This is a genomic window from Halorubrum trueperi (genome assembly GCF_042662525.1).
In the GTDB taxonomy this organism is placed as follows: Archaea; Halobacteriota; Halobacteria; order Halobacteriales; family Haloferacaceae; genus Halorubrum; species Halorubrum trueperi.
The window spans coordinates 88,928-106,912 of the sequence record NZ_JBHSXI010000001.1 but is presented as its reverse complement, the minus strand read 5'-3'; the positions used below and the strand labels follow the sequence as shown (position 1 = coordinate 106,912).

Annotated in this window: 23 protein-coding genes; 16 read left to right on the top strand and 7 right to left on the bottom strand. The window is 65.2% G+C overall.

Annotated features, from left to right (window positions below; all coding sequences use genetic code 11):
- The first annotated feature begins 211 nt into the window (after nt 1-211).
- The 11 genes from ACFQEY_RS00530 (at nt 212) to ACFQEY_RS00480 (ending at nt 6,869) form a co-directional block, all read left to right on the top strand.
- A complete protein-coding gene (locus tag ACFQEY_RS00530) occupies nt 212-556 on the top strand; it encodes a hypothetical protein (protein WP_379763706.1) in 345 nt (114 codons plus the stop codon).
- Nucleotides 556-1,077, top strand: coding sequence for a hypothetical protein (locus tag ACFQEY_RS00525; RefSeq protein ID WP_379763704.1), 522 nt, complete (start codon nt 556-558; stop codon nt 1,075-1,077). The genes ACFQEY_RS00530 and ACFQEY_RS00525 overlap by 1 nt, the downstream gene beginning before the upstream one ends.
- Nucleotides 1,074-1,361, top strand: coding sequence for a DUF8136 domain-containing protein (locus ACFQEY_RS00520; protein ID WP_379763702.1), 288 nt, complete (start codon nt 1,074-1,076; stop codon nt 1,359-1,361). The genes ACFQEY_RS00525 and ACFQEY_RS00520 overlap by 4 nt, the downstream gene beginning before the upstream one ends.
- Nucleotides 1,361-1,666, top strand: coding sequence for a hypothetical protein (locus ACFQEY_RS00515; RefSeq protein ID WP_379763699.1), 306 nt, complete (start codon nt 1,361-1,363; stop codon nt 1,664-1,666). Before ACFQEY_RS00520 ends, ACFQEY_RS00515 begins: the two co-directional genes overlap by 1 nt.
- Nucleotides 1,663-3,090, top strand: a complete 1,428-nt coding sequence (locus ACFQEY_RS00510; RefSeq protein WP_379763696.1) for a hypothetical protein — start codon at nt 1,663-1,665, stop codon at nt 3,088-3,090. The genes ACFQEY_RS00515 and ACFQEY_RS00510 overlap by 4 nt, the downstream gene beginning before the upstream one ends.
- Nucleotides 3,090-3,383, top strand: coding sequence for a hypothetical protein (locus ACFQEY_RS00505; protein WP_379763694.1), 294 nt, complete (start codon nt 3,090-3,092; stop codon nt 3,381-3,383). Before ACFQEY_RS00510 ends, ACFQEY_RS00505 begins: the two co-directional genes overlap by 1 nt.
- A gap of 2 nt (nt 3,384-3,385) precedes the next feature.
- Nucleotides 3,386-3,529, top strand: a complete 144-nt coding sequence (locus ACFQEY_RS00500; protein ID WP_379763692.1) for a DUF7563 family protein — start codon at nt 3,386-3,388, stop codon at nt 3,527-3,529.
- Nucleotides 3,526-4,998 carry a hypothetical protein gene (locus tag ACFQEY_RS00495; protein ID WP_379763690.1) on the top strand — a complete coding sequence of 491 codons (1,473 nt, stop codon included), beginning with the start codon at nt 3,526-3,528 and terminating at the stop codon, nt 4,996-4,998. The genes ACFQEY_RS00500 and ACFQEY_RS00495 overlap by 4 nt, the downstream gene beginning before the upstream one ends.
- 101 nt (nt 4,999-5,099) lie before the next feature.
- Nucleotides 5,100-5,450, top strand: coding sequence for a hypothetical protein (locus ACFQEY_RS00490; RefSeq protein WP_379763688.1), 351 nt, complete (start codon nt 5,100-5,102; stop codon nt 5,448-5,450).
- 56 nt (nt 5,451-5,506) lie between these two features.
- Nucleotides 5,507-6,115, top strand: coding sequence for a hypothetical protein (locus ACFQEY_RS00485; RefSeq protein ID WP_379763686.1), 609 nt, complete (start codon nt 5,507-5,509; stop codon nt 6,113-6,115).
- 148 nt (nt 6,116-6,263) lie between these two features.
- A complete protein-coding gene (locus tag ACFQEY_RS00480) occupies nt 6,264-6,869 on the top strand; it encodes a PH domain-containing protein (RefSeq protein ID WP_379763684.1) in 606 nt (201 codons plus the stop codon).
- Nucleotides 6,870-7,097: 228 nt separating this feature from the next.
- On the opposite strand, the gene ACFQEY_RS00475 is transcribed toward ACFQEY_RS00480, so the two are convergent.
- The gene (locus tag ACFQEY_RS00475; protein WP_379763682.1) at nt 7,098-8,828 is read right to left on the bottom strand and encodes a type II/IV secretion system ATPase subunit; all 1,731 of its coding nucleotides are present in this window, start codon (nt 8,826-8,828) and stop codon (nt 7,098-7,100) included.
- A gap of 289 nt (nt 8,829-9,117) precedes the next feature.
- On the opposite strand from ACFQEY_RS00475, the gene ACFQEY_RS00470 reads away from it, so the two are divergent.
- Nucleotides 9,118-10,029: an HpcH/HpaI aldolase/citrate lyase family protein gene (locus ACFQEY_RS00470; protein ID WP_379763680.1), complete on the top strand. Its 912-nt coding sequence runs from the start codon at nt 9,118-9,120 to the stop codon at nt 10,027-10,029.
- A 610-nt stretch (nt 10,030-10,639) separates the two neighbouring features.
- Here the strand turns inward: ACFQEY_RS00470 and ACFQEY_RS00465 are convergent.
- From ACFQEY_RS00465 to ACFQEY_RS00455, 3 genes are all read right to left on the bottom strand, one after another.
- Nucleotides 10,640-10,978 carry a preprotein translocase subunit TatA gene (locus tag ACFQEY_RS00465; protein WP_379763678.1) on the bottom strand — a complete coding sequence of 113 codons (339 nt, stop codon included), beginning with the start codon at nt 10,976-10,978 and terminating at the stop codon, nt 10,640-10,642.
- A gap of 53 nt (nt 10,979-11,031) precedes the next feature.
- On the bottom strand, nt 11,032-12,360 hold the full coding sequence (nreA, locus tag ACFQEY_RS00460) for a DNA repair protein NreA (protein WP_379763676.1): 1,329 nt from the start codon (nt 12,358-12,360) through the stop codon (nt 11,032-11,034).
- A 172-nt stretch (nt 12,361-12,532) separates the two neighbouring features.
- Complete coding sequence (locus tag ACFQEY_RS00455; protein ID WP_379763674.1) at nt 12,533-13,534, bottom strand: transcription initiation factor IIB; 1,002 nt, start codon at nt 13,532-13,534, stop codon at nt 12,533-12,535.
- Between the two features lie 124 nt (nt 13,535-13,658).
- Between ACFQEY_RS00455 and rnhA the strand changes: the two genes are divergently transcribed.
- Complete coding sequence (rnhA, locus tag ACFQEY_RS00450) at nt 13,659-14,255, top strand: ribonuclease HI (protein ID WP_379763672.1); 597 nt, start codon at nt 13,659-13,661, stop codon at nt 14,253-14,255.
- Nucleotides 14,242-14,958, top strand: a complete 717-nt coding sequence (locus ACFQEY_RS00445; protein WP_379763670.1) for a DUF7108 domain-containing protein — start codon at nt 14,242-14,244, stop codon at nt 14,956-14,958. The genes rnhA and ACFQEY_RS00445 overlap by 14 nt, the downstream gene beginning before the upstream one ends.
- Nucleotides 14,959-15,065: 107 nt before the next feature.
- Here the strand turns inward: ACFQEY_RS00445 and ACFQEY_RS00440 are convergent, their stop codons facing one another.
- The gene (locus ACFQEY_RS00440) at nt 15,066-15,425 is read right to left on the bottom strand and encodes a PadR family transcriptional regulator (protein ID WP_379763668.1); all 360 of its coding nucleotides are present in this window, start codon (nt 15,423-15,425) and stop codon (nt 15,066-15,068) included.
- Nucleotides 15,426-15,962: 537 nt separating this feature from the next.
- Between ACFQEY_RS00440 and ACFQEY_RS00435 the strand changes: the two genes are divergently transcribed.
- Complete coding sequence (locus ACFQEY_RS00435) at nt 15,963-16,496, top strand: inorganic diphosphatase (protein ID WP_379763666.1); 534 nt, start codon at nt 15,963-15,965, stop codon at nt 16,494-16,496.
- Between the two features lie 122 nt (nt 16,497-16,618).
- Entirely contained in the window at nt 16,619-16,762 is a 144-nt protein-coding gene (locus ACFQEY_RS00430; protein WP_379763663.1) for a hypothetical protein, read from the top strand.
- Between the two features lie 53 nt (nt 16,763-16,815).
- Here ACFQEY_RS00430 and ACFQEY_RS00425 read toward each other — a convergent pair whose 3' ends face one another.
- Nucleotides 16,816-17,613 carry a helix-turn-helix transcriptional regulator gene (locus ACFQEY_RS00425; protein WP_379763661.1) on the bottom strand — a complete coding sequence of 266 codons (798 nt, stop codon included), beginning with the start codon at nt 17,611-17,613 and terminating at the stop codon, nt 16,816-16,818.
- Nucleotides 17,614-17,713: 100 nt separating this feature from the next.
- Entirely contained in the window at nt 17,714-17,962 is a 249-nt protein-coding gene (locus ACFQEY_RS00420) for a hypothetical protein (protein ID WP_379763659.1), read from the bottom strand.
- Nucleotides 17,963-17,985: the final 23 nt, after the last annotated feature.

Below are 17,985 nucleotides of genomic sequence, written 5' to 3'. Positions count from 1 at the left end.
ACATTTTCCCGGCGGTCGCCGCGCGGCCGGTGCCGTTCTCCCGCCGGCGGCGCGTGGAATCCCCCCGCCCGACAGTGGCGATCCCGGACGTACCGATCACAGACTAACTGGCAGATAAGACGACGATAATGAAGACACCGAACCCACGAACGACGCACCGAACCGCCCGAAATCGGGCGAATCGCACCGAAACCCCGGGGGTTGTCCCGGCATGAGCGGGAGCGACGACGACACCGACGCGGAGAGTGTGGAGAACGCCGACGACGCGCTGCCGGCGGAGTTCACCGACGAACAGCTCGACGCGCTCGCCGACGCCGTCAAAGATCGGCTCATCGACGACACCGCGAAGGCGGCCGGCGGCGACAGTGAGGACTCCGAGTTCACGTTCACCGAAGCGACCGAGGCGGTGGTCGAATCGCTGGATACGGTAAAAAAGCGGTTCGACGTGATGAGCGACCGGCTCGATCTACTCGAAGACCAGATCGCCGACGGCGACGGCGTCGACGACAGTACCGACACGCAACCGACCAGCGACCAGTTTCGAGGTTTCCAGTAATGTTCACCCACCGATACGAAGTGACTGTAGAGTTCGATCGAGCGTTAGACCACCCGCGTGACGAACCCGAGAGGCTCGCGGACTTGGCGCGGAAACACGCCGTGCGGGCGGTCGTCGAAGGGCGCGGCGTGGCGTATGAGATCGCGGACGTGACCGTCGACGCCGACACGGGGCTGTTCCGGGCGGTCATCAACGCGGACGCGCCGGTCGGCTTCAAGCGGGGACGGTTCCGCCGGGCTGTAGTCGAGAAGTACAACGACGAGACGGACAAGCCCTCGATGAGCGATTGGGACGGACCGTCGTCCTATCTCGCGTCGCGGGCGGTCACGGGCGGCCATGAGTCGGTGAGCGACTTCGCCAACCGTGTCAAACACGGCGGGCGGCAGGCGTACCGCCCGAGCGACGACGAGAAGCGGGAGGCGCTGGAAATCGCCGAGAAGTACCGCCAACTGCCGGGGGACGCACCGGACCTCACGTTAGACGGGTACCACCTCCGGACCCTCGCGGGTGAGACGGCATGAGCGCGGACACGTCGCCGCCCGCGGCCGACGACGCCGACGCGGTCGTGAGCGATTACGACCAGATGCTCGCGGACCTCGATGTGGCGATCGAAGAGGCGCGCCGGAAGATCGAGGACGGTCGTGTCCGCGACGCCGAGAATGAGAAAGTCCGGATCAAGTGGATTCGGGCGCTCGCGTACACCGTGAACATCCGGCGGCAGGTGGCCAACGATCGCGACCTCGAAGAGCTGGCCGAAGAGATCGAGGCGCTGAAAGCGGACACCGACGCGGAGGGGGGTCGGTAATGGTCGAACCGACCTACCCCTTCCCGCCGGCGCAAGACCGGATGAGCGACAAACAGGTATCGGCGTGGTACAACCGTCGGCTCCCGGAGCGTGAACAGCGGAAGTTCGCGTTCGTGCTCGAAACGATCGACGAGCGCGACGGCGACCATGGCGACGACACGATCGTCACGGTGATGAACCACTTCCACACCAACCCGGAGGACCCGGTCGACGTGCGGGAGGTACTACAGGATGTGGGAATCGCGTTCGACGATCCGGACCCGGACATGAGCCACATCGATCTGAATGAGGTGTTCATGCCGTGAGTGTCCGCGAGCTGGTTTTCGAGTACAAACAATCGGGTGCTCGGAGTGTCGCCCGGAATGATCGTCGCGTGAGGGAGTCGATCCAAAAAACGGGACGCACCGCCGAGCGCGAATCCGGAAAGGTACAGCGGTGGCTCGACAGAAATAAACAGGCGATAAACGCCATATCGGTCGCCACGCTCGCGGCCGTGGGTGGGATCCTCTCGGCGGCACCGTCGTTCAGGGCGGCCATGTCGGGCATACGGGCGTCGTTCACGCTCCTCGCCCACACAATCGTGTCCGACGTTCTCCCGGGTGGGACGAACTTGGCGTCGGTAGCGTTGGACCTCGTGAATCGGTTCCGTAGCCTCGATGAATCGATACGCCGACCGATAAGCGCGCTTGTGCTTGTCGGTGGGACGATCGTCGGCCTCCTCCCGGTGATCGCCGCGTTCATCAAGTCCGCTGCCGCCGTCGGGGGCGCGTTGTCGGGTGCCGTCGCCGCGGCCAAAACGGCAGCCGTCGCGATCGGGGCAATCACCGGCGTCGCCGTGTCGACCGTCGCAGCGATCGCCGCGTTGGTCGTGGCTGTGGGTGCGCTCGCAGTCGCGTTCATCACCGACTTCCGTGGGATCCGGACGAAAACGCTGGAAGTGATGGATGCGGTGATCGACTTGAGCGACGTTGTCTCCGGGTTCCGTCGACTCGTCGGCGCAGCCGGGCGACTACTTACCGGGGATTTCGGCGGCGCGCTCGAACTCGCACGGTTGGGGCTGCGCGACCTGTGGCTCGCCGGCGCACAGACACGGCAGAAAGTCTTGCTGTTCATCCGGCAGATGGTCGCCGGCGTCATCGAGCGGTTGCTCGCGTGGCGAAAACGGTCGGTGAAAATCGCGGTCCAGATCCGGGACGCGGTTGTCCAACGGATCACAGACATGACCACCCGCGTGTTGGAACTCTTGAGCCTCGCCCGTGAAATGGCAGCGAAGGGGCGAGCGTGGGTTAGCGGCCTCGCCCGTGGGGTGAGTGAGCGCGCCGGCGAACTCGTCGACGCGTTCCGTAACATGGCTTCACGCGTGGCGAGAGCGTTCAAGGACCGATTTAACGACCTCATCCCGTCGGTGATTTCGATCCCGAGTGTGTCCATCGACATCCCGGACATCCTCGGCGGTGGATCGCGAACCGTCGGCGGTGGGTATCTCTCACTTCCACAGCTCGATACGGGCGGTCGGATCGCGAGCGACGGGTTGGCCATGCTCCACGCTGGCGAGCGGATCATGCCGGCGGCACAGGTACGCGAGCGTGGTCCCCAGCCGACCGGCGGCGATACCGTCACGGTCGACACCGTGAACATCATGGTTCAGGGATCGGGTGACGGCCGGATCGACGGTCAGAACATCGCTCGGGAGTTCGAACGGGAGCTATCCGACCGGGGGGCCAACTAATGCCGCTACCCACCCGCGGTGAGGTGCTGGTCGTGGCCGGCCTCGCACTGTGGCTCTTGGCGATCCCGACGCTGTGGAGTACCGATCTGGTTTGGGGGACGATCGTCATGCTCGCGTGGGTGCTCACCCCGAGCGGGATCGCGGCGGGTTACTTCCGTCCCGATCGGCGGGTCACGTGGCCGTGGATCGCGGCCGCGTGTGTCCCCGGCGTCGCGATCGTCGTCGCGATCGTGTACCTCGCCCGCGGCCGTCCCGTCGTCGACGACGCGGACCGACTCGACGCGGGGGCGTGACCATGCCGACGTGTCAAAACTGCGGCGGTCACGTCTCGAAGCGGTACGCCCGTGTGCTCACACCGCGCGGCGTCGACGAACCCCGGACGTGCCCGAATTGTGACCTCATCAGGAACGGCGCGGAGATACGCGAACGGAACACATGACCACACCACACCAACTACAGAAAGAGATCGAGGGGCTGCGTGACCAGCGGGCCGACGCACAGGCACAGGCCGACGGCGTCACGGTCCTGTGGGGCGCTGCCGACCCGGAACACCGCCCGGACGGTATGACGTGGGTCCCGGAGACAAACACGCTCACCTACGACGTATGGGCGGCTCAGCGGGAGACGCTCGACGCGCTCGATGAGCCGGACCGTGATATCGTGGCGTTCCTCGCCGGGTACGGGACGGGGAAGTCCGTCGCCGGCGCACGGTGGCTCATCGCCAACGCGATCACACACCCCGGGAGCCGCTTCTTGGCGCTCGGGATCGACTTCGCGAAGGCGCGTGATACCACGTTCCGGATCCTCTTCGAGCAACTGCCGGGCGAGCGCACAGGTGTGGTCACATCGAGCTACAACGGACCGGAAACGTCGCCGATCGTCGCCGACTACAACCGCGCGGAACACCGGCTGACGCTGGTCAACGACACCGTGATTAAGCTCGGGTCGGCCGACAAGTGGAACCGGTACGCCGGCGACGAGTACGGCGCGGTGTGGCTCGATGAGCCGTCACACTACGGCGAAGACCTCCACGACCTACTGGAAATGATCGGCTCGCGGCTCCGCGGCGTCGCTGGTCCGAAAACGATGGTGTGGACGCTCACCGGAAACGGGTACAACGCGGCATGGGAAATCCTCGAAAAGCGGGAGGGGGCCGACGGCGACCCGATCGGACTCGGGATCGAGGTGGTCCGTGCCTCCACGCTTGAGAATCCGTATCTCGACGACGCCACGAAGGAACGCTTCGAGCGACAGTACGCCGGCACCGGCCGTGAGGAACAGGCACTTCACGGTGGGTTCGCGGCCGCGTCGGGGCTGGTCTACTCGGGGTTCTCCCGCGACACCCACGTGGTCACGCACGCCGACGCCGTCGACGCCGTCGACGACACGAACGACTGGCGGATCTACGGGTACGACGCTGGTTGGGGCGATCCGCGTGTGCTCGTCGAGATCGCCAAGACACCCACGGACCAGCTGGTCGTGCTCGATGAGTTCTACCGAACGGACACCCACGTCCGGGAGGTACTCCGGTGGCTCGCCGCGCACGACAAGCCGGGCGGGACGATCTACGCGGAACACGAACCGAGCGATATCGACACGTTCGACACGGGGGATGAGGCGGTCCCCGAGCACGACCCGCGGGAGTTCGACGCGGTCCGCGCCGAGAAGTCGATCGACGCCGGGATCGCCGACGTGCGTGAACGCCTCGAAGTGAAGGACGGTGAGCCGGGGCTGTTAATCTCCGACCAGTGTGAAAACCTCATCCGGGAGTTGCTCGGGTACAAAGAGGAACAAGTCGGGACCAGTGCCGCCGAAGATCACGTTTGTGACGCCAGTCGCTACGCCATTCACACCGACCAGCGGACGCCGTCGACCCCCGAGCCGTCGGATATCTTCGGGAGCGTGTGAACCCACGACCGCGGTGGGTTCCGCGGACACTCATCATGTGGTGACTGTTCGGCCGTGAAACGTGTTGCCTATTTATCACACCGGCGGGTTAACCGAAGCGTATGAAGCGACGACAGTATCTTGCGGCGGTGGGTGTCGCCACAGTGGGCGCGCTCGCCGGATGTTCAGGCGGATCGGGCGCGGAAGTCTCGGGGACGGTGCGTGATCCCGACAACTCGACCCACAACGTCGACGTGGAGTCGGGGCAAACTCTCCGCGTCGAAGTGGAGAACACAGAAGGCCCCATGACTGCCGTCCGCGTGAACACTCCCGACGGGGATCGTGCGATTGACGAAACGGTAGATACCGAAGCGACGTTTACACACACCGCCGAGAGTACGGGCGCATACCGCGTGACGATCGTCCCGACGGGGTCGGCGTCGTATGAGATCCACATCGACACCGACGAGTGAGGCAGGGGACCAGTTTTGTGACCGGGATTTAACCGGTCGTGGGGAAATCTCGCCGTATGGGTATTTTCGATCGACTCTTCGGGAGTGGAGGCGGCGACGACGGCAACGACCCGCCGGGTGAGACGGCAAAAGACCACATCGAGAACCCGGCGGAATCCGACATACTCCTCGATCCCGAACTTCTTGAGGGGAAGGTGAACGTCGACCGTCGGGCGGAAATCATCGATACGCATTACGACGACGTGTCCACAGACGACGCGCGATTTATCGCCGAGACGGTGAAAGAATACGTCGAATCATACGATCTGCGAAAGGGCGACGCGCGCTCCCGGATCGAGGAACGGACGGGATTAGACCGTGACCGCGTGGTAGAAATACTATGGACTGAACGATCTTCGGTCCAAAACTGCGACAAGGTACGTAGCTGGCAAGACGCGGAAACGCCGATGATGTTCGTTTGGAAGTTGGGGGATGAATGCTCACAAATCTGTGCCGACGTAGAAGAGGCGACCGCGGGGCGTGACGAACCGATTCCTTTAGGCGAGCTACAGGAACTCCTGCGAGAGAAAGCGGAGGAGTATGCCGATGAGGGTGGCACCCCCGAGCGGATGGATCACTGGGTCCCTCACCACAAGTGTAAGGCTCTCTTACAGATGAAAGTGTAGTAGCAGCAATTCCACACCGGCACGCGGTGTGGTTTTCACGCGGGTGTATCGTGCTGCCATATGTTGATACTCCCACCGTGGATATACTAGCCGGATGAACATTCATCTATTCCGAAGAGTATAGGACGATCGCAATACAGGCCCATGTATGGGATTATTTAGCAATGACGACGCGGAGATACCCGAGCACTGGCGCACTGAACCTCAGGGAGAATACGTCACAAAGGAGCGTATAGAAAAAATAGAAGATGTTCTAGACGACGGTGAGGCACCACACTACATAACGCGGGGATCAACCGTTGATGTTGAAGGATCGTCGGCCGGGTCGTCGCTCTTCGGTGACGATCGGAGTCGAAAGAGCGGCACACGTGGGTGGGTGCGGTCGGTTTATACTGACGGGCGTGTCGTGGTGAAAATTCCCCAATGGCTGGGGTCCGATGAACGTTCGATCCCCTACGACAGTATCACAAGCGTCGATTTGGATACAGGCCTTGTGAACAAACGGATCTCCCTACAGACTCCCGGCCAGACGTATCACATTGAGGCACAGGAACCGGGGAAAGACCAAGTCCGGGAGATCGTGAGCTTCATCCGCGAGAAAATATCGGAAGCGAATGAACCCGATACGGTTGTTGCGGAATCGGAACCAGATCCGTTAGACCGTATTGAGAAACTATCCGAACTCCACGAACAGGGTGTAATTAGTGATGAAGAGTTTGAAGAGAAGCGACAATCGCTGTTAGACGAGGTATAGACCGATGGAATATCCACACCGCGCGCCGGGTCCTTACTCATCAGGCAGATTGTAGCCTATGTAGCCTATGGGTGAGGAAAAGTCGCGAAAGCGTGGAGTAGAAGCGGTGTGACTGTGGATAGTGTAGGAAAGAAGGTTTCCGGTTGGGGTCGGCTACATAGGCTACAAGTCACACAGTGCTTTCGGGGAGCGCGGTCGGCCGGCGTTTCGTATTAGCATATTCGCTCTTTAACCGGTGTTCAGCGTCTCGGCGAAGGTCTCGAAGCTCGCCGGCGTGTTGATCTCCGCTATCACCTCCACGTCGGGGTTCAGGTAGTTCGCCTCGGTCATCAGTTCCGACATGCTCACGGCCTTGTACGCGTCCTCGTGATCCCGGGTCGTGAGCGACACCCCGGTCTCGTGCGGGAGCCTGACTTCCCGGGATCCCTCGTCGATCGAGACTGGCCGGTCGTCGAACGGGATGAAGGGCGTGTGGGCGTTCAACAGCGTCGTCTTCCCCACGCCGGTCGGTCCCGCGAAGAGGACGACGCCGCGGTGCTCGTACAACAGCCACAGCAGCGTGACGATCTCCGCCGACAGCGTCCCGCGGTCGATCAGGTCGACGGGGGTCAACGCGTCCGCGCTCTGCTTCCGGATCGAGACGTGCGGACCACCCTCGGAGATGACCGGGAGCGCCACCGCACACCGGATCGTCTCGTCGACGGCGTCGACGTCGAGGTTAACCTTCGCCGAGGGCGTCGAGGCGTTGAGCTCCGTCCCGTCGCGGGCCGCCAGCCCGGTGACGACGTTGACGAACGACGCCTCGTCCGCGAAGGAGAGGTTGGTCGGCACGCGCGCGCCGGCCGCCGCGATCGACTCCTCGTCATTCTCTCGCGTTTCCCGCAGTATCGACGAGCGCGGGACGACCTTGACGCGCTCGCCGACGCGGTTGGCCTCGACGTCCTCCAGGTTTGGGTCCCGGATCGGGACGGTGAGGATCCCCTCGCCGACGAAGTCGCGGAGCACGTAGTACGCGAGGTCGTCGAGCCGGTCGTGGGCGTACCGCGAGTCGACCGGCGGGACGGCGAGCCCGCGGTCGGCCAGCCGGGACCTGACCCGGTGGGCCGCGGCGTCGAGCCACGCGCGGGTGTTTCGGGCGGTGAGTCGCCGCGAGAGGAATCGACGGGCGTGCTCGGCGACGAACGCCTCGCGGTCGTCGACGACGCCGTTCACCGTCGTCTCCCAGATACGCTCTTTGCACTCCTCGATCAGCGCCTCGTCGCCGGGGAGGAGGTCGGGCTCTAAGGCGGCGTATTTCGTCTCGAACGCGTCCGAGCCGAGTAAGCGCTCCCGATAGACGACCACGTCGACCGAGAGCCCGGCGAAACCGACCGCGTACTGGGCGAGCCGCTCGGCCGCGACGCGCTCGACGTACTCGGTGTCGACGTCGATCCCCGTCTCCAGCGGTGCGAACGTCTCGGTGTGGACGACGAGCTCGCGCTCGTCGCCGACGTCGGCCACCTCGATCCGATCGTCGAGCGCGACCGGCGTGAGGTCGCCGAGCAGCCGGAGGTCGCGCAGTGCGTGGTAGTCGATCCGGCGGCGCGCGGCCGGGGTCGCGTCGAGTAGCCGATCGAGTGCGCGCTCGTACTTCGGCTCGAACCCCGCGGCCGCGCGCTCTATCACCCCGATCCGCGTGAGCGGTCGGCGGTGGCGGACGGCGGAGAAGTGGTCGCGGACGCGGTCGAGCGCGCGAGCGGCGGCGGCCGACAGCGGCGGCTCGCGCACGTCGTACCCGAACCGTCCGCCGTCGCGCTCGCGAACCGTCGCGACGACCCCCGGCGCGGCCTCGTACTGCGCGCGGACGTCGGGCGCGTACCACGCCTCGGGGTCCCCCGGCGGCACCGGTGCGGGCACCGCGCCGGCGGCCGGATCGTCGTCCGACCCGCCGCCGATCTTGAGGGTCGGCCCGTCGCTCACGTCTTGGTCCCTCTCGTCGTCGCTCGCGTCGTCACTCGATTCGTCGCGGCGTCGCCGCCCCAGCTCGTCGTCATCGTCGGTCGTTCGCGGGTGGCCGTCGCCCCGATTTAAGGGTTTATTTTATCCCTGACATGTCGTTTCAGGGATGAGAAATGTTGGCGAGGTCGATCCGCCGACGTGCGCCCGCGGTCGGGACGCTCGTCGCAGATGGACTTCCTTTCGTCTCGGAGAAAAAACTCCGAGTGAGGTAGCTTTATTTTCATGGATGTGAGTGATATACCCGTCACACATGACGGACGTTACCCTTCGTCGAACGCAACTGGCAACGCCTGCGAGCGACGAGAAAATGATGCACTCGGCGGCCGACAGCGACGCTGACGAGGTGTTCCTCGATCTCGAGGACTCGGTGGCCCCGAACGCGAAGCCCGCTGCGCGTGAACCCCTTATCAAGGCCGCTCGCGAGGAGGACTGGAGCGACAAGGTCCTCAGCTTCCGGATGAACGGTATCGACACCCAGTGGTGGTACGACGACCTCATCACGGTCGTCGGAGAGGCCGGTGAGCACATCGACGACATCATCGTCCCCAAGGTGAAATCCGCCAGCGACATCCATACCGTCGAGAACCTCCTCGAACAGATCGAGGTGAACAACGGGCTGGAGGTCGGCGGCATCGGCCTCGAACCCCAGATCGAGGACGGTGAAGGGATGCACAACGTGCACGAGATCGCCCACGCCTCCGACCGTCTCTCGTCGGTCATCTTCGGTCCCGGCGACTACTCCGCGGCGATGGGCACGCCCGGACTCGACATCGGTCAGTTCCCGGAGTATCCCGGACACTACTGGCACCACGCGCTCTCGGAGTGTAACGCCGCGGCGAAGTCCGCCGGTCTGCCGTGTCTCGACGGCCCGTACGCCGACATCGAGGACGCAGACGGATTCCGCGAATCCGCCGAGAACGCCAACATGATCGGCTGCGACGGTAAGTGGGCGATCCACCCCTCGCAGATCGAGATCGGCAACGAAGTGTTCGCGCCGGACCCGGAGACCGCCGAGCGCGCCAAGCGCATCGTCGACGCCTACGCCGAGGCGATGGAGGAGGGCAAGGGTGCGGTCTCCGTCGACGGGCAGATGGTCGACGAAGCGACCAACAAGATGGCCCAGGATATCGTCGAGACCGCCGAAGCGGCCGGCATCCTGTAATCGGCCGGTAGCACGCTCGACTCGTTCAGCTTCGATCCACCGTTTTTTTGACGTCGCTCGCGCTCGGAGCCGCGCCGCTCTCGATCGATTTCGGGAGTAGGTATTGCAGACCACCGCCGGCGACGTGGTATATAAAAAGAGTGAGCGGGGGCGGCGACGACTGCTTATAAATGACTGAGGCGGTGGCGTCGCCGGACTACGTCCGGCTTCAAGCGAGAGCTTCGCTCTCGCCCTGTGCGCCGGGAGCGGCCGACAGGCCGCGAACAGCGAGGGACCGGAGGTCCCTCTGTCAGCCGGCGGCAAAGCCGCCGGCGACGCCCGCACGAGGGACGCCGCGAGCGCCTTTTAAAGGCGCGAAGCAGCGAGGCTGGGGAGGCGTGAGGTGCAGGGCTATGCGGGGTGGGGGCTTTGGAAGTGTTCAACGCGCTGTCGACGATCACTTATAAGCAATCAACGCCATACACTGAGCGATTCACCGCGCCAGGAACGAGATATAACCAGCCGCCAGCAACACCACTCGCTCACTTATAAACGACCACCCCATCCGCGTGCAATACCCACTCTCGCAGTGAGGCAACGAACCTCCGGTCGGCCGCGAGGCTCCCGGTGCTCAGTCGGACTCCTGGTCGTCCACCTCTTCGCGGAGCCGGTCGACTTCGGCCTCCAGCTCGGCGATCCGTTCGGCGTTGGCGGCGACGTCCGCGTCGATGTCGGCGGTGGAGTGGGCGTCGGGGTCGGCAGCGGAATAGGCGGCGGCGGCGGGATCGACATCGGAATCGGCGTCGCCGCCGACGGCGGCGCTCTCGTCGCCGTCCGGTCGAGATCTGAGGAACAGAACGACCGCCACGATGACGATCACCGGAGCGCCGAAGAGCGCGAGGATGAGCAGGAGGATCAGAATCTCCGGACCGGCCGGGACGCCGCCGAACGCGGGGACTGTCGGGACCATGGGTCCACCAGTCGGCGGCGAAATAAAAACGATCGGGCGATCGGGACGTCTCCTCAGTTCGCGTCAGCGAAGTCGCCGAGGTTCGCCTGCAGTCCGGCCGCCATCGTGGATTTCCGCCGCAGGCGACCGAGCGATATCGGGAGGTGCTCGGCGACGCCGCGGACCGCCTCGCCGAACGTCTCGGCGGTCCCGAGCTCGCCCTCGAAGGCGTTTCGGACCGCCTCGCGCACCTGCCAGACGCCGACGGGTCCCCAGTAGTCGTCCGAGACGTGTCGCAGGACGAGCGCCTTGGCCTGTCGCCCGCGGTCGTCGAGGTGTTCGAGGACGCCGAGACGGGCCGCGTAGTAGGCCCCGGCGGTCTCCTCGACGTACCCGGTGCGCCCGTCGCGACCCTCGCTCGCGGCCGCCAGATAGACGCCGGCCTCGGGGTCGGGATTCCAGATCGAGCCGGGCGATTTCATCTCGACGAGCTCGTACTCCCAGCGGCCGGGTACCAGTACGACCCAGAACGCGTTGCCGAGGTACTCGTTGCGGTGGACCTCGATACGGTCGATCGTCGGGGTATCGCGGATCGAGCCGCGGAGGAACCGCCCGACCGTGTCGTCGACGGCCGTGATCGACCAGCGCGTCGGGACGAGCCGCCGATTCGCCCCCTGACCGAGTGCGCCCGCCGAGAGGATCGTGTTGATCTCGTAGACGTCGAAGCCGCGTCGGTAGAGGTACGTCATCGCACCCTCCGCGCGCCAGTCGTCGTCTTCGAGCGTCTTCTTCACCGGACGCGGGACGTGCGGATTCTCTCCGAGGTCGGCGGTCCGAGCCGCGGCGCGCGGGCCGGTCGGCGTCTTGATGTCCTGCGTACCGATGTCGAAGTCGAGGTCGGGGGTGCCGTCCAACCCGATCTCGACGTCGACCGGACGGTCCGCGATCGCGACCTCGCGTTGCACGCCGAGCCAGCCGTCCCACGCGTCGTGGACGCTCGCAGCGGCGGCGGAGCCGCCGGCTGGCCCCCGGCTCCGGCCGATTCTCCCGGCGTCCCCCACGTCGACGCCGCGCGTCGAGTTGAGCAGGCTCGTCCGGCGGTCGAACACGTCCGCGATGGAGACGCCCTCGTCGTACCACGCGGCGGAGGTCTCGAATCGTTCCGCCTGCTCCTCGCGACCGACCGGCGAGAGCAGGCCGGTAGAGACGTTCGGATAGTTGGCTCGGCCGACGAAGATCGAGGGCGAGACGCTACCGACCACGGCGTCGTCGGAGACGTGCTCCTCGAATCGCCGCTCGAAGGAGTCGAGGTGGTCGAGGATGCCGTAGTCCTTCTCGGCGGCGAGGCGACGGCGCTCGGCGCGCTCGTTCGCCTCGAACTCGATGAATTCGTCGAGCCGCATTCGGATTCGAATTGGAACCGCGACGGCTTGAACGTTGCTGGCGACGAATCAGTGCTTGAAAAATGTGTGCAGAAAGGAGGTGCGCGTGAATCATGAGCCCAGGAATCATGGGCCCAGGAATCATGAGCGCAGAGCGAAACGCGAGGGACGGACAGCGACCGTCGAACGCCCGTTAGGCGTGGATCCCCATCGCTTCGATCTGCTCCTGGTAGCGGTTGCGGATGGTGACTTCGGTGACCTGCGCGACGTCGGCGACCTCGCGTTGGGTCTTCTTCTCGTTACAGAGGAGGGAGGCGGCGTAGATGGCGGCCGCGGCGTACCCGGTCGGCGACTTCCCGGAGAGCAGTCCCTGCTCTGCCGTCGTCTCGATGATCTCGTTGGCCTTCGACTGGACCTCCTCGCTGAGCTGGAGCTCGGAGGAGAATCGGGGGACGTACTTTTTCGGGTCGACCGGTCGCATCTCCAACCCGAGTTCCTGCGAGATGTAGCGGTACGTCCGGCCGATCTCCTTGCGGTCGACCCGCGAGACGTCCGAGATCTCCTCGAGGCTGCGGGGGATGCCCTCCTTGCGACAGGCGGCGTAGAGGGCGGCGGTGGAGACGCCCTCGATGGAACGACCGCGGATGAGGTCCTCGTTGAGCGCGCGGCGATAGATCACGGAGGCGACCTCGCGTACCGAGCGGGGAACCCCGAGCGCGCTGGCCATGCGGTCGATCTCGGAGAGCGCGAACTGGAGGTTGCGCTCGCCCGCGTCCTTCGTCCGAATACGTTCCTGCCACTTCCGCAAGCGGTGCATCTGCGACCGCTTCTTCGAGGAGATGGAGCGGCCGTACGCGTCCTTGTCCTTCCAGTCGATCGTCGTCGTCAGCCCCTTGTCGTGCATCGTCTTCGTCGTGGGCGCGCCCACGCGCGACTTCGACTGGCGCTCGGAGTGGTTGAACGCCCGCCACTCCGGGCCGGGATCGATCTGCTCTTCCTCGACGATGAGTCCGGTCTCCTCGTGTATCAGTTCGCCGTCGGCCGTCCGGGTGAGGTCCTCCGGATCGAAGTCCTCGGGGTCCAACTCGTCGGCGTCGACCCCCGCGACCTCCTCGGCGTCGGTTTCTGTCTCGTCGGCGTCCTCGTCCCGCATGCGCTGCCGGTCGTGATCCCGTTGCCGGGTTGGCCGTGTCATCGCATTTATATACTATCCCGTCGGATTGCCTTAAAAGTTCGTGAGCAACGGGAGATCTCACGGACGCGAACGGCGTGCCGGTCGACGGACAACCCTTTGTCCGGCGAGCGCGGAATCGGATCGAATGCCGACCATCGAGTGCGATCCGCGGGCCGCACGGGCGCGGCTGGCGGACGCCGGCGTCCGGATCGAGGAGGGGAACACCGCCCACGAGCGGTGGCGCGCCGAGCGCGACGGGGCGATCGCCGTCGCGTACGACGACAAGGTCGTGGTCCAGGGGAGCGATCCGACGCGTCTGACGGCCGTCCTGAGCGACGGCGGCGGGCGCGCGCACGTCTACTTCGACGGGGCCTCACGCGGGAACCCCGGACCGGGCGCGGTCGGGTGGTGTCTGGTCACGTCCGACGGTATCGTCGCGGAGGGCGGCGAGCGGATCGGTCGGGTGACGAACAACCAGGCCGAGTACGCCGCCCTGATCCGGTCGCTGGAGGCCGCAGACGAGTACGGTTTCGACGAGATCGACGTCCGCGGCGATTCCGAACTGATCGTCAAGCAGGTGCGCGGGGAGTGGAACGCGAACGATCCGGAGCTGCGCGAGAAGCGGGTCAGGGTCCGGGAGCTGTTGGAGCGGTTCGACCGGTGGTCGATCGGTCACGTTCCGCGGGAGATAAACGCGCGCGCCGACGATCTTGCGAACGAGGCACTCGATGACGCGAACTAACGACGGCGAGCCGCCGGAGTGGGCGAAAGAACGAGCGCGCGAGGTGATGGCGGCCGAGGAGCCGAGCGGCGACGGAGACGGTTCTGATACGGAATCGGATCGCGCGGATACGGAGTCGGACCGCGCCGATCCGGAGTCGGACGCCGACCGCGTCCCTGACGTTCCGGTCGAAGTCGTCGGCGAGGCGGAGCGACTCACCCGGCTCGCGCGGGAGACCGAAGACGCCGAGGCGGCCGCGTTCTACCGCGAGCGCCGCGACGAACTCGTCACCGACCACGACTACGTTCCGCGGCTCCGCGAGGAGGACGACACGCTCGTGTTGTATCCCGGCGAGTGGATGGACGACGGGACGGTACGGCTCGATCGAATCGAGACCACCGAGCGCGCGGTCGAGGTGTCGCTGTCGGGTCCCGGAGACGCCGACCGCTACCGCGAGATCGCCGCCTACAACGACGCCATCGCCGAGGCGGTCGGTGAGGAGGCCGCTGATCTCCACGCGGACACCGCGGAGCGCTTCGCGGCGTTCATGAGCAACCACTACGTCCGCGCGGTCGACGACGCGACGCCCGAAATGCGAGCGGAGTTCCGCGAGGAGTACCTCCCGCGGAACGGCTGGCCGACCGACGAGCAGTTGGCCGCGGTCGACGAGTCGCTGTCGGTGGTAGAAGAGACCGCGACCGACGTCGAGGGACCGGCGGAGTAGCCCCGGCGCGCCCGCTCGTTGGTGAAGTGTGCGCGGTTTTCACCGCGCGCGTGTGCCAGAAATCGCGTTGGTTTCGTGCCGGTACGGCGGAGTCCGCCCGAGCCGAGCTACTCCCCGAGAAGCGCGCGGACCTCGTCCGCGCGGGCCTCGTCGGTGACGAATCGGTCGAGGACCCACTCCAACTGACCGAGGACCGCGTCGTGTCCGGCCTCGGTGAGCTCGTACTGGTTCGTTCGCTTGTCGAGCTCGCTCTTCTCGACGAGTCCGTCCTCGACGAGGTCGTCGAGGTTCGGGTAGAGCCGTCCGTGGTTGACCTCGGAGCCGTAGTAGGACTCGAGCTCGCGTTTGATGGCGAGCCCGTACATGGGCTCCTCCGAGAGGATCGCGAGGATGTTCTGTTGGAACGCCGTGAGATCCGACGCCGATCGCGTTACGACCGCATCAGTGACTGATTGTGCCTCTGACATGGTTATCTGAAGGACACCCGAACTTATAACGTTTCTCAAGATTCACAGGTGTTTTAATATCTCACCGGAGAGAGGATCAGAGAAACGACCCGATGCAGGGTCGAACGGCACGAAAACGGGAGAAGTGGGGGATGCCGTTGTTCCGACAGTTCGTCCCTCTCCGTGGCAAATTCGTGAAGATTCATCGGAATTTTTCGCGGAGACGTCCGGATCCGGTATCCGTGACACCAGGCAATAATATCCGGGTTGCGGCTGTCGCGGGGTCGTGATCGTCGCGAGGCTGCGGTCATCGGGAGGCTGCGGTCATCGGGAGGCTGCGGCCATCGGGAGGCTGCGGTCATCGGGAGGCTGCGGCCATCGGGAGGCTGCGGTCATCGGGAGGCTGCGGCCATCGGGAGGCTGCGATCCTCGCGAGGCTCGACCCTCGCCGGCACTTCCGAACGCGGATCGGCGGGACGCTGCAGGCGCTACAGGCGGCGGATCGGGACGAGTCGAACCCGAAAGGACTTTGCGGGACTTGGTCCGAGTATCGGCCACATGGTCAACCTCTGGGAAGATCTCGAGACGGGACCGAACGCACCGGACGAGATCTACGCGGTCGTGGAGTGTCTCAAGGGTGAGCGGAACAAGTACGAGTACGACAAAGACATCCCCGGCGTCGTGCTCGACAGGGTGCTCCACTCGAACGTCCACTACCCGTACGACTACGGGTTCATCCCGCAGTCGTACTACGACGACGGGGATCCGTTCGACGTGATGGTGCTCGTCGAGGACCAGACGTTCCCCGGGTGCGTCGTGCAGGCTCGCCCCGTCGCCATGATGAAGATGGACGACGACGGCGAGCAGGACGACAAGGTGATAGCAGTCCCGACCGAGGACCCCCGATTCGATCACATCGAAGACCTCGAGGATATCCCCCAGCAGACCCGCGACGAGATTGACGAGTTCTTCTCGACGTACAAGAACCTCGAAGCGGGCAAGGAAGTCGAGACACTCGGGTGGGAGGACAAGGCGGCGGCGAAGGACGCGATCGAACACGCACAGGACCTGTACGACGAGGAGTTCCAGTAGCGACGGTCGCGGAATCGAACTCGACAACGAAGATAACCCGCGAACATACCCCCGCAGTCGCGGGATGCGTTATGCACATGGGTAATTTTTAGGTTGTGTGGTGCCTACGAGCAGACACAGCCATGAGCGCGAGCACCCCGTCCGTCGGTATCGACCACCCGACGGTCGTCCCCGCCAACTTCGACCCGGAAGAACGCACGGACGACGCTTTCGACCCGGAAGAACGCACGGACGACGCCGACGACTCGGGCGCGTCGGAGGAGTGAGCGACCGGGGCAGCGGCAGACGGCCGCTTCGGACCGACGGAGACGTAGTCGGGTCAGGCCCTCTCGACGACAGCGGAGAGGCGTTTCGCGTCGGCCACGAATGATTCGAGCCGTTCGTCGACCCACTCGACGACCGTCGAGTCCGTGGATTCGAGCACGCATCGGGGGCTGTTTCGCCGGTCGTACGCCGTCACGCAGGCGAGATCGCCGTATCGAAAGAGACCGTACTCGACGGGCGTCGGCGAGACGTACACCGTGGCTCCGTCGTCGTCGAGCGCCCTGTCCGTCGCTGGGCCGAATTCCGCGATCGACGCCTCGACGACGTCGCGGTCGATGACGAGCTCGATATCGGCACCCGCGTCGAGGGCGTCGGCGGCCGCCTCGTTGAACTGCTGGATGACGACCGGCGAGACAGCCCGGATCTCGTCTCCGCGGCACTCGCGTAACAGTTCGGTGAGTCGATCGACCGCCGCAAGCGGGTTCCTGTCCGCGGCGACCGTCAGTTCGCCGGCGTCGAGCACCGAGGGCGGAACGTCCGCCCCGACGCGTTCGAGGTCGGCCGCGAACTGCCCGAACCGGGCGGCTCGGTGGACCTCGTCCAGCAGCGACTCGTAGGCGTCGTGAACCCGCTTTCCGGTCGGGGTCACGCGATAGGCGGCCCCGCGTTTGACGACCCAGTCGCGGTCGCGGAATCCGGCGAGGATCCGCTGGACCGTCGTGCGCGTCGCGTCGACGGCGGCCGTCAAGTCCGCGGGTCGCCGCGGGTCGCTGCGGAGGGTTCTGAGTATCTCGACCCGAATCGGCGACCCGGCGAGGTATTTCGCGTCGTCGTGTCCGTCGTCGGACGTCATCGTCTGTTCTCCCGATACGAGCACCGAACGGTTAACCGTACCGCGTGAGGGATCCTCATGGTTGGAGACTCCGACGGCGAGGACTCCCGAACGGCCGGCCTCACGGGCGGTGCTGGAACGACACGACGGTACCGATCGCGTCCTCGCCGTCGATCGTCTCCGTGGTCACCGTCGCGGCGACGACGGCGTCCGCGCCGAGCGCTTCCTCGATCACGGCTCGGAGCGCGTCCGGGTCGGCTCCCTCCTGTAGCACCGGAACCCGGACCTGTCGTCGGTTGACGGCGACGTCGCCGAGGTCGTAGTCGGTGTGCTCGAACGCGTCGCGTATCGCGGCCTCGATGTCGGTCATGGGGACTTCTCGGTCGCGGGAGG

Coding starts and splice junctions, on each gene's coding strand:
- ACFQEY_RS00500 (WP_379763692.1), top strand. CDS start 3,386: ATGCCGACGTGTCAAAACTGCGGCGGTCACGTCTCGAAGCGGTACGCC.
- ACFQEY_RS00525 (WP_379763704.1), top strand. CDS start 556: ATGTTCACCCACCGATACGAAGTGACTGTAGAGTTCGATCGAGCGTTA.
- nreA (WP_379763676.1), bottom strand. CDS start 12,360: ATGCGGCTCGACGAATTCATCGAGTTCGAGGCGAACGAGCGCGCCGAG.
- ACFQEY_RS00465 (WP_379763678.1), bottom strand. CDS start 10,978: ATGGTCCCGACAGTCCCCGCGTTCGGCGGCGTCCCGGCCGGTCCGGAG.
- ACFQEY_RS00495 (WP_379763690.1), top strand. CDS start 3,526: ATGACCACACCACACCAACTACAGAAAGAGATCGAGGGGCTGCGTGAC.
- ACFQEY_RS00505 (WP_379763694.1), top strand. CDS start 3,090: ATGCCGCTACCCACCCGCGGTGAGGTGCTGGTCGTGGCCGGCCTCGCA.
- ACFQEY_RS00425 (WP_379763661.1), bottom strand. CDS start 17,613: ATGACGTCCGACGACGGACACGACGACGCGAAATACCTCGCCGGGTCG.
- ACFQEY_RS00430 (WP_379763663.1), top strand. CDS start 16,619: ATGAGCGCGAGCACCCCGTCCGTCGGTATCGACCACCCGACGGTCGTC.
- ACFQEY_RS00490 (WP_379763688.1), top strand. CDS start 5,100: ATGAAGCGACGACAGTATCTTGCGGCGGTGGGTGTCGCCACAGTGGGC.
- ACFQEY_RS00455 (WP_379763674.1), bottom strand. CDS start 13,534: ATGACACGGCCAACCCGGCAACGGGATCACGACCGGCAGCGCATGCGG.
- ACFQEY_RS00445 (WP_379763670.1), top strand. CDS start 14,242: ATGACGCGAACTAACGACGGCGAGCCGCCGGAGTGGGCGAAAGAACGA.
- ACFQEY_RS00420 (WP_379763659.1), bottom strand. CDS start 17,962: ATGACCGACATCGAGGCCGCGATACGCGACGCGTTCGAGCACACCGAC.
- ACFQEY_RS00480 (WP_379763684.1), top strand. CDS start 6,264: ATGGGATTATTTAGCAATGACGACGCGGAGATACCCGAGCACTGGCGC.
- ACFQEY_RS00485 (WP_379763686.1), top strand. CDS start 5,507: ATGGGTATTTTCGATCGACTCTTCGGGAGTGGAGGCGGCGACGACGGC.
- ACFQEY_RS00515 (WP_379763699.1), top strand. CDS start 1,361: ATGGTCGAACCGACCTACCCCTTCCCGCCGGCGCAAGACCGGATGAGC.
- ACFQEY_RS00520 (WP_379763702.1), top strand. CDS start 1,074: ATGAGCGCGGACACGTCGCCGCCCGCGGCCGACGACGCCGACGCGGTC.
- ACFQEY_RS00440 (WP_379763668.1), bottom strand. CDS start 15,425: ATGTCAGAGGCACAATCAGTCACTGATGCGGTCGTAACGCGATCGGCG.
- ACFQEY_RS00470 (WP_379763680.1), top strand. CDS start 9,118: ATGACGGACGTTACCCTTCGTCGAACGCAACTGGCAACGCCTGCGAGC.
- ACFQEY_RS00435 (WP_379763666.1), top strand. CDS start 15,963: ATGGTCAACCTCTGGGAAGATCTCGAGACGGGACCGAACGCACCGGAC.
- ACFQEY_RS00530 (WP_379763706.1), top strand. CDS start 212: ATGAGCGGGAGCGACGACGACACCGACGCGGAGAGTGTGGAGAACGCC.
- rnhA (WP_379763672.1), top strand. CDS start 13,659: ATGCCGACCATCGAGTGCGATCCGCGGGCCGCACGGGCGCGGCTGGCG.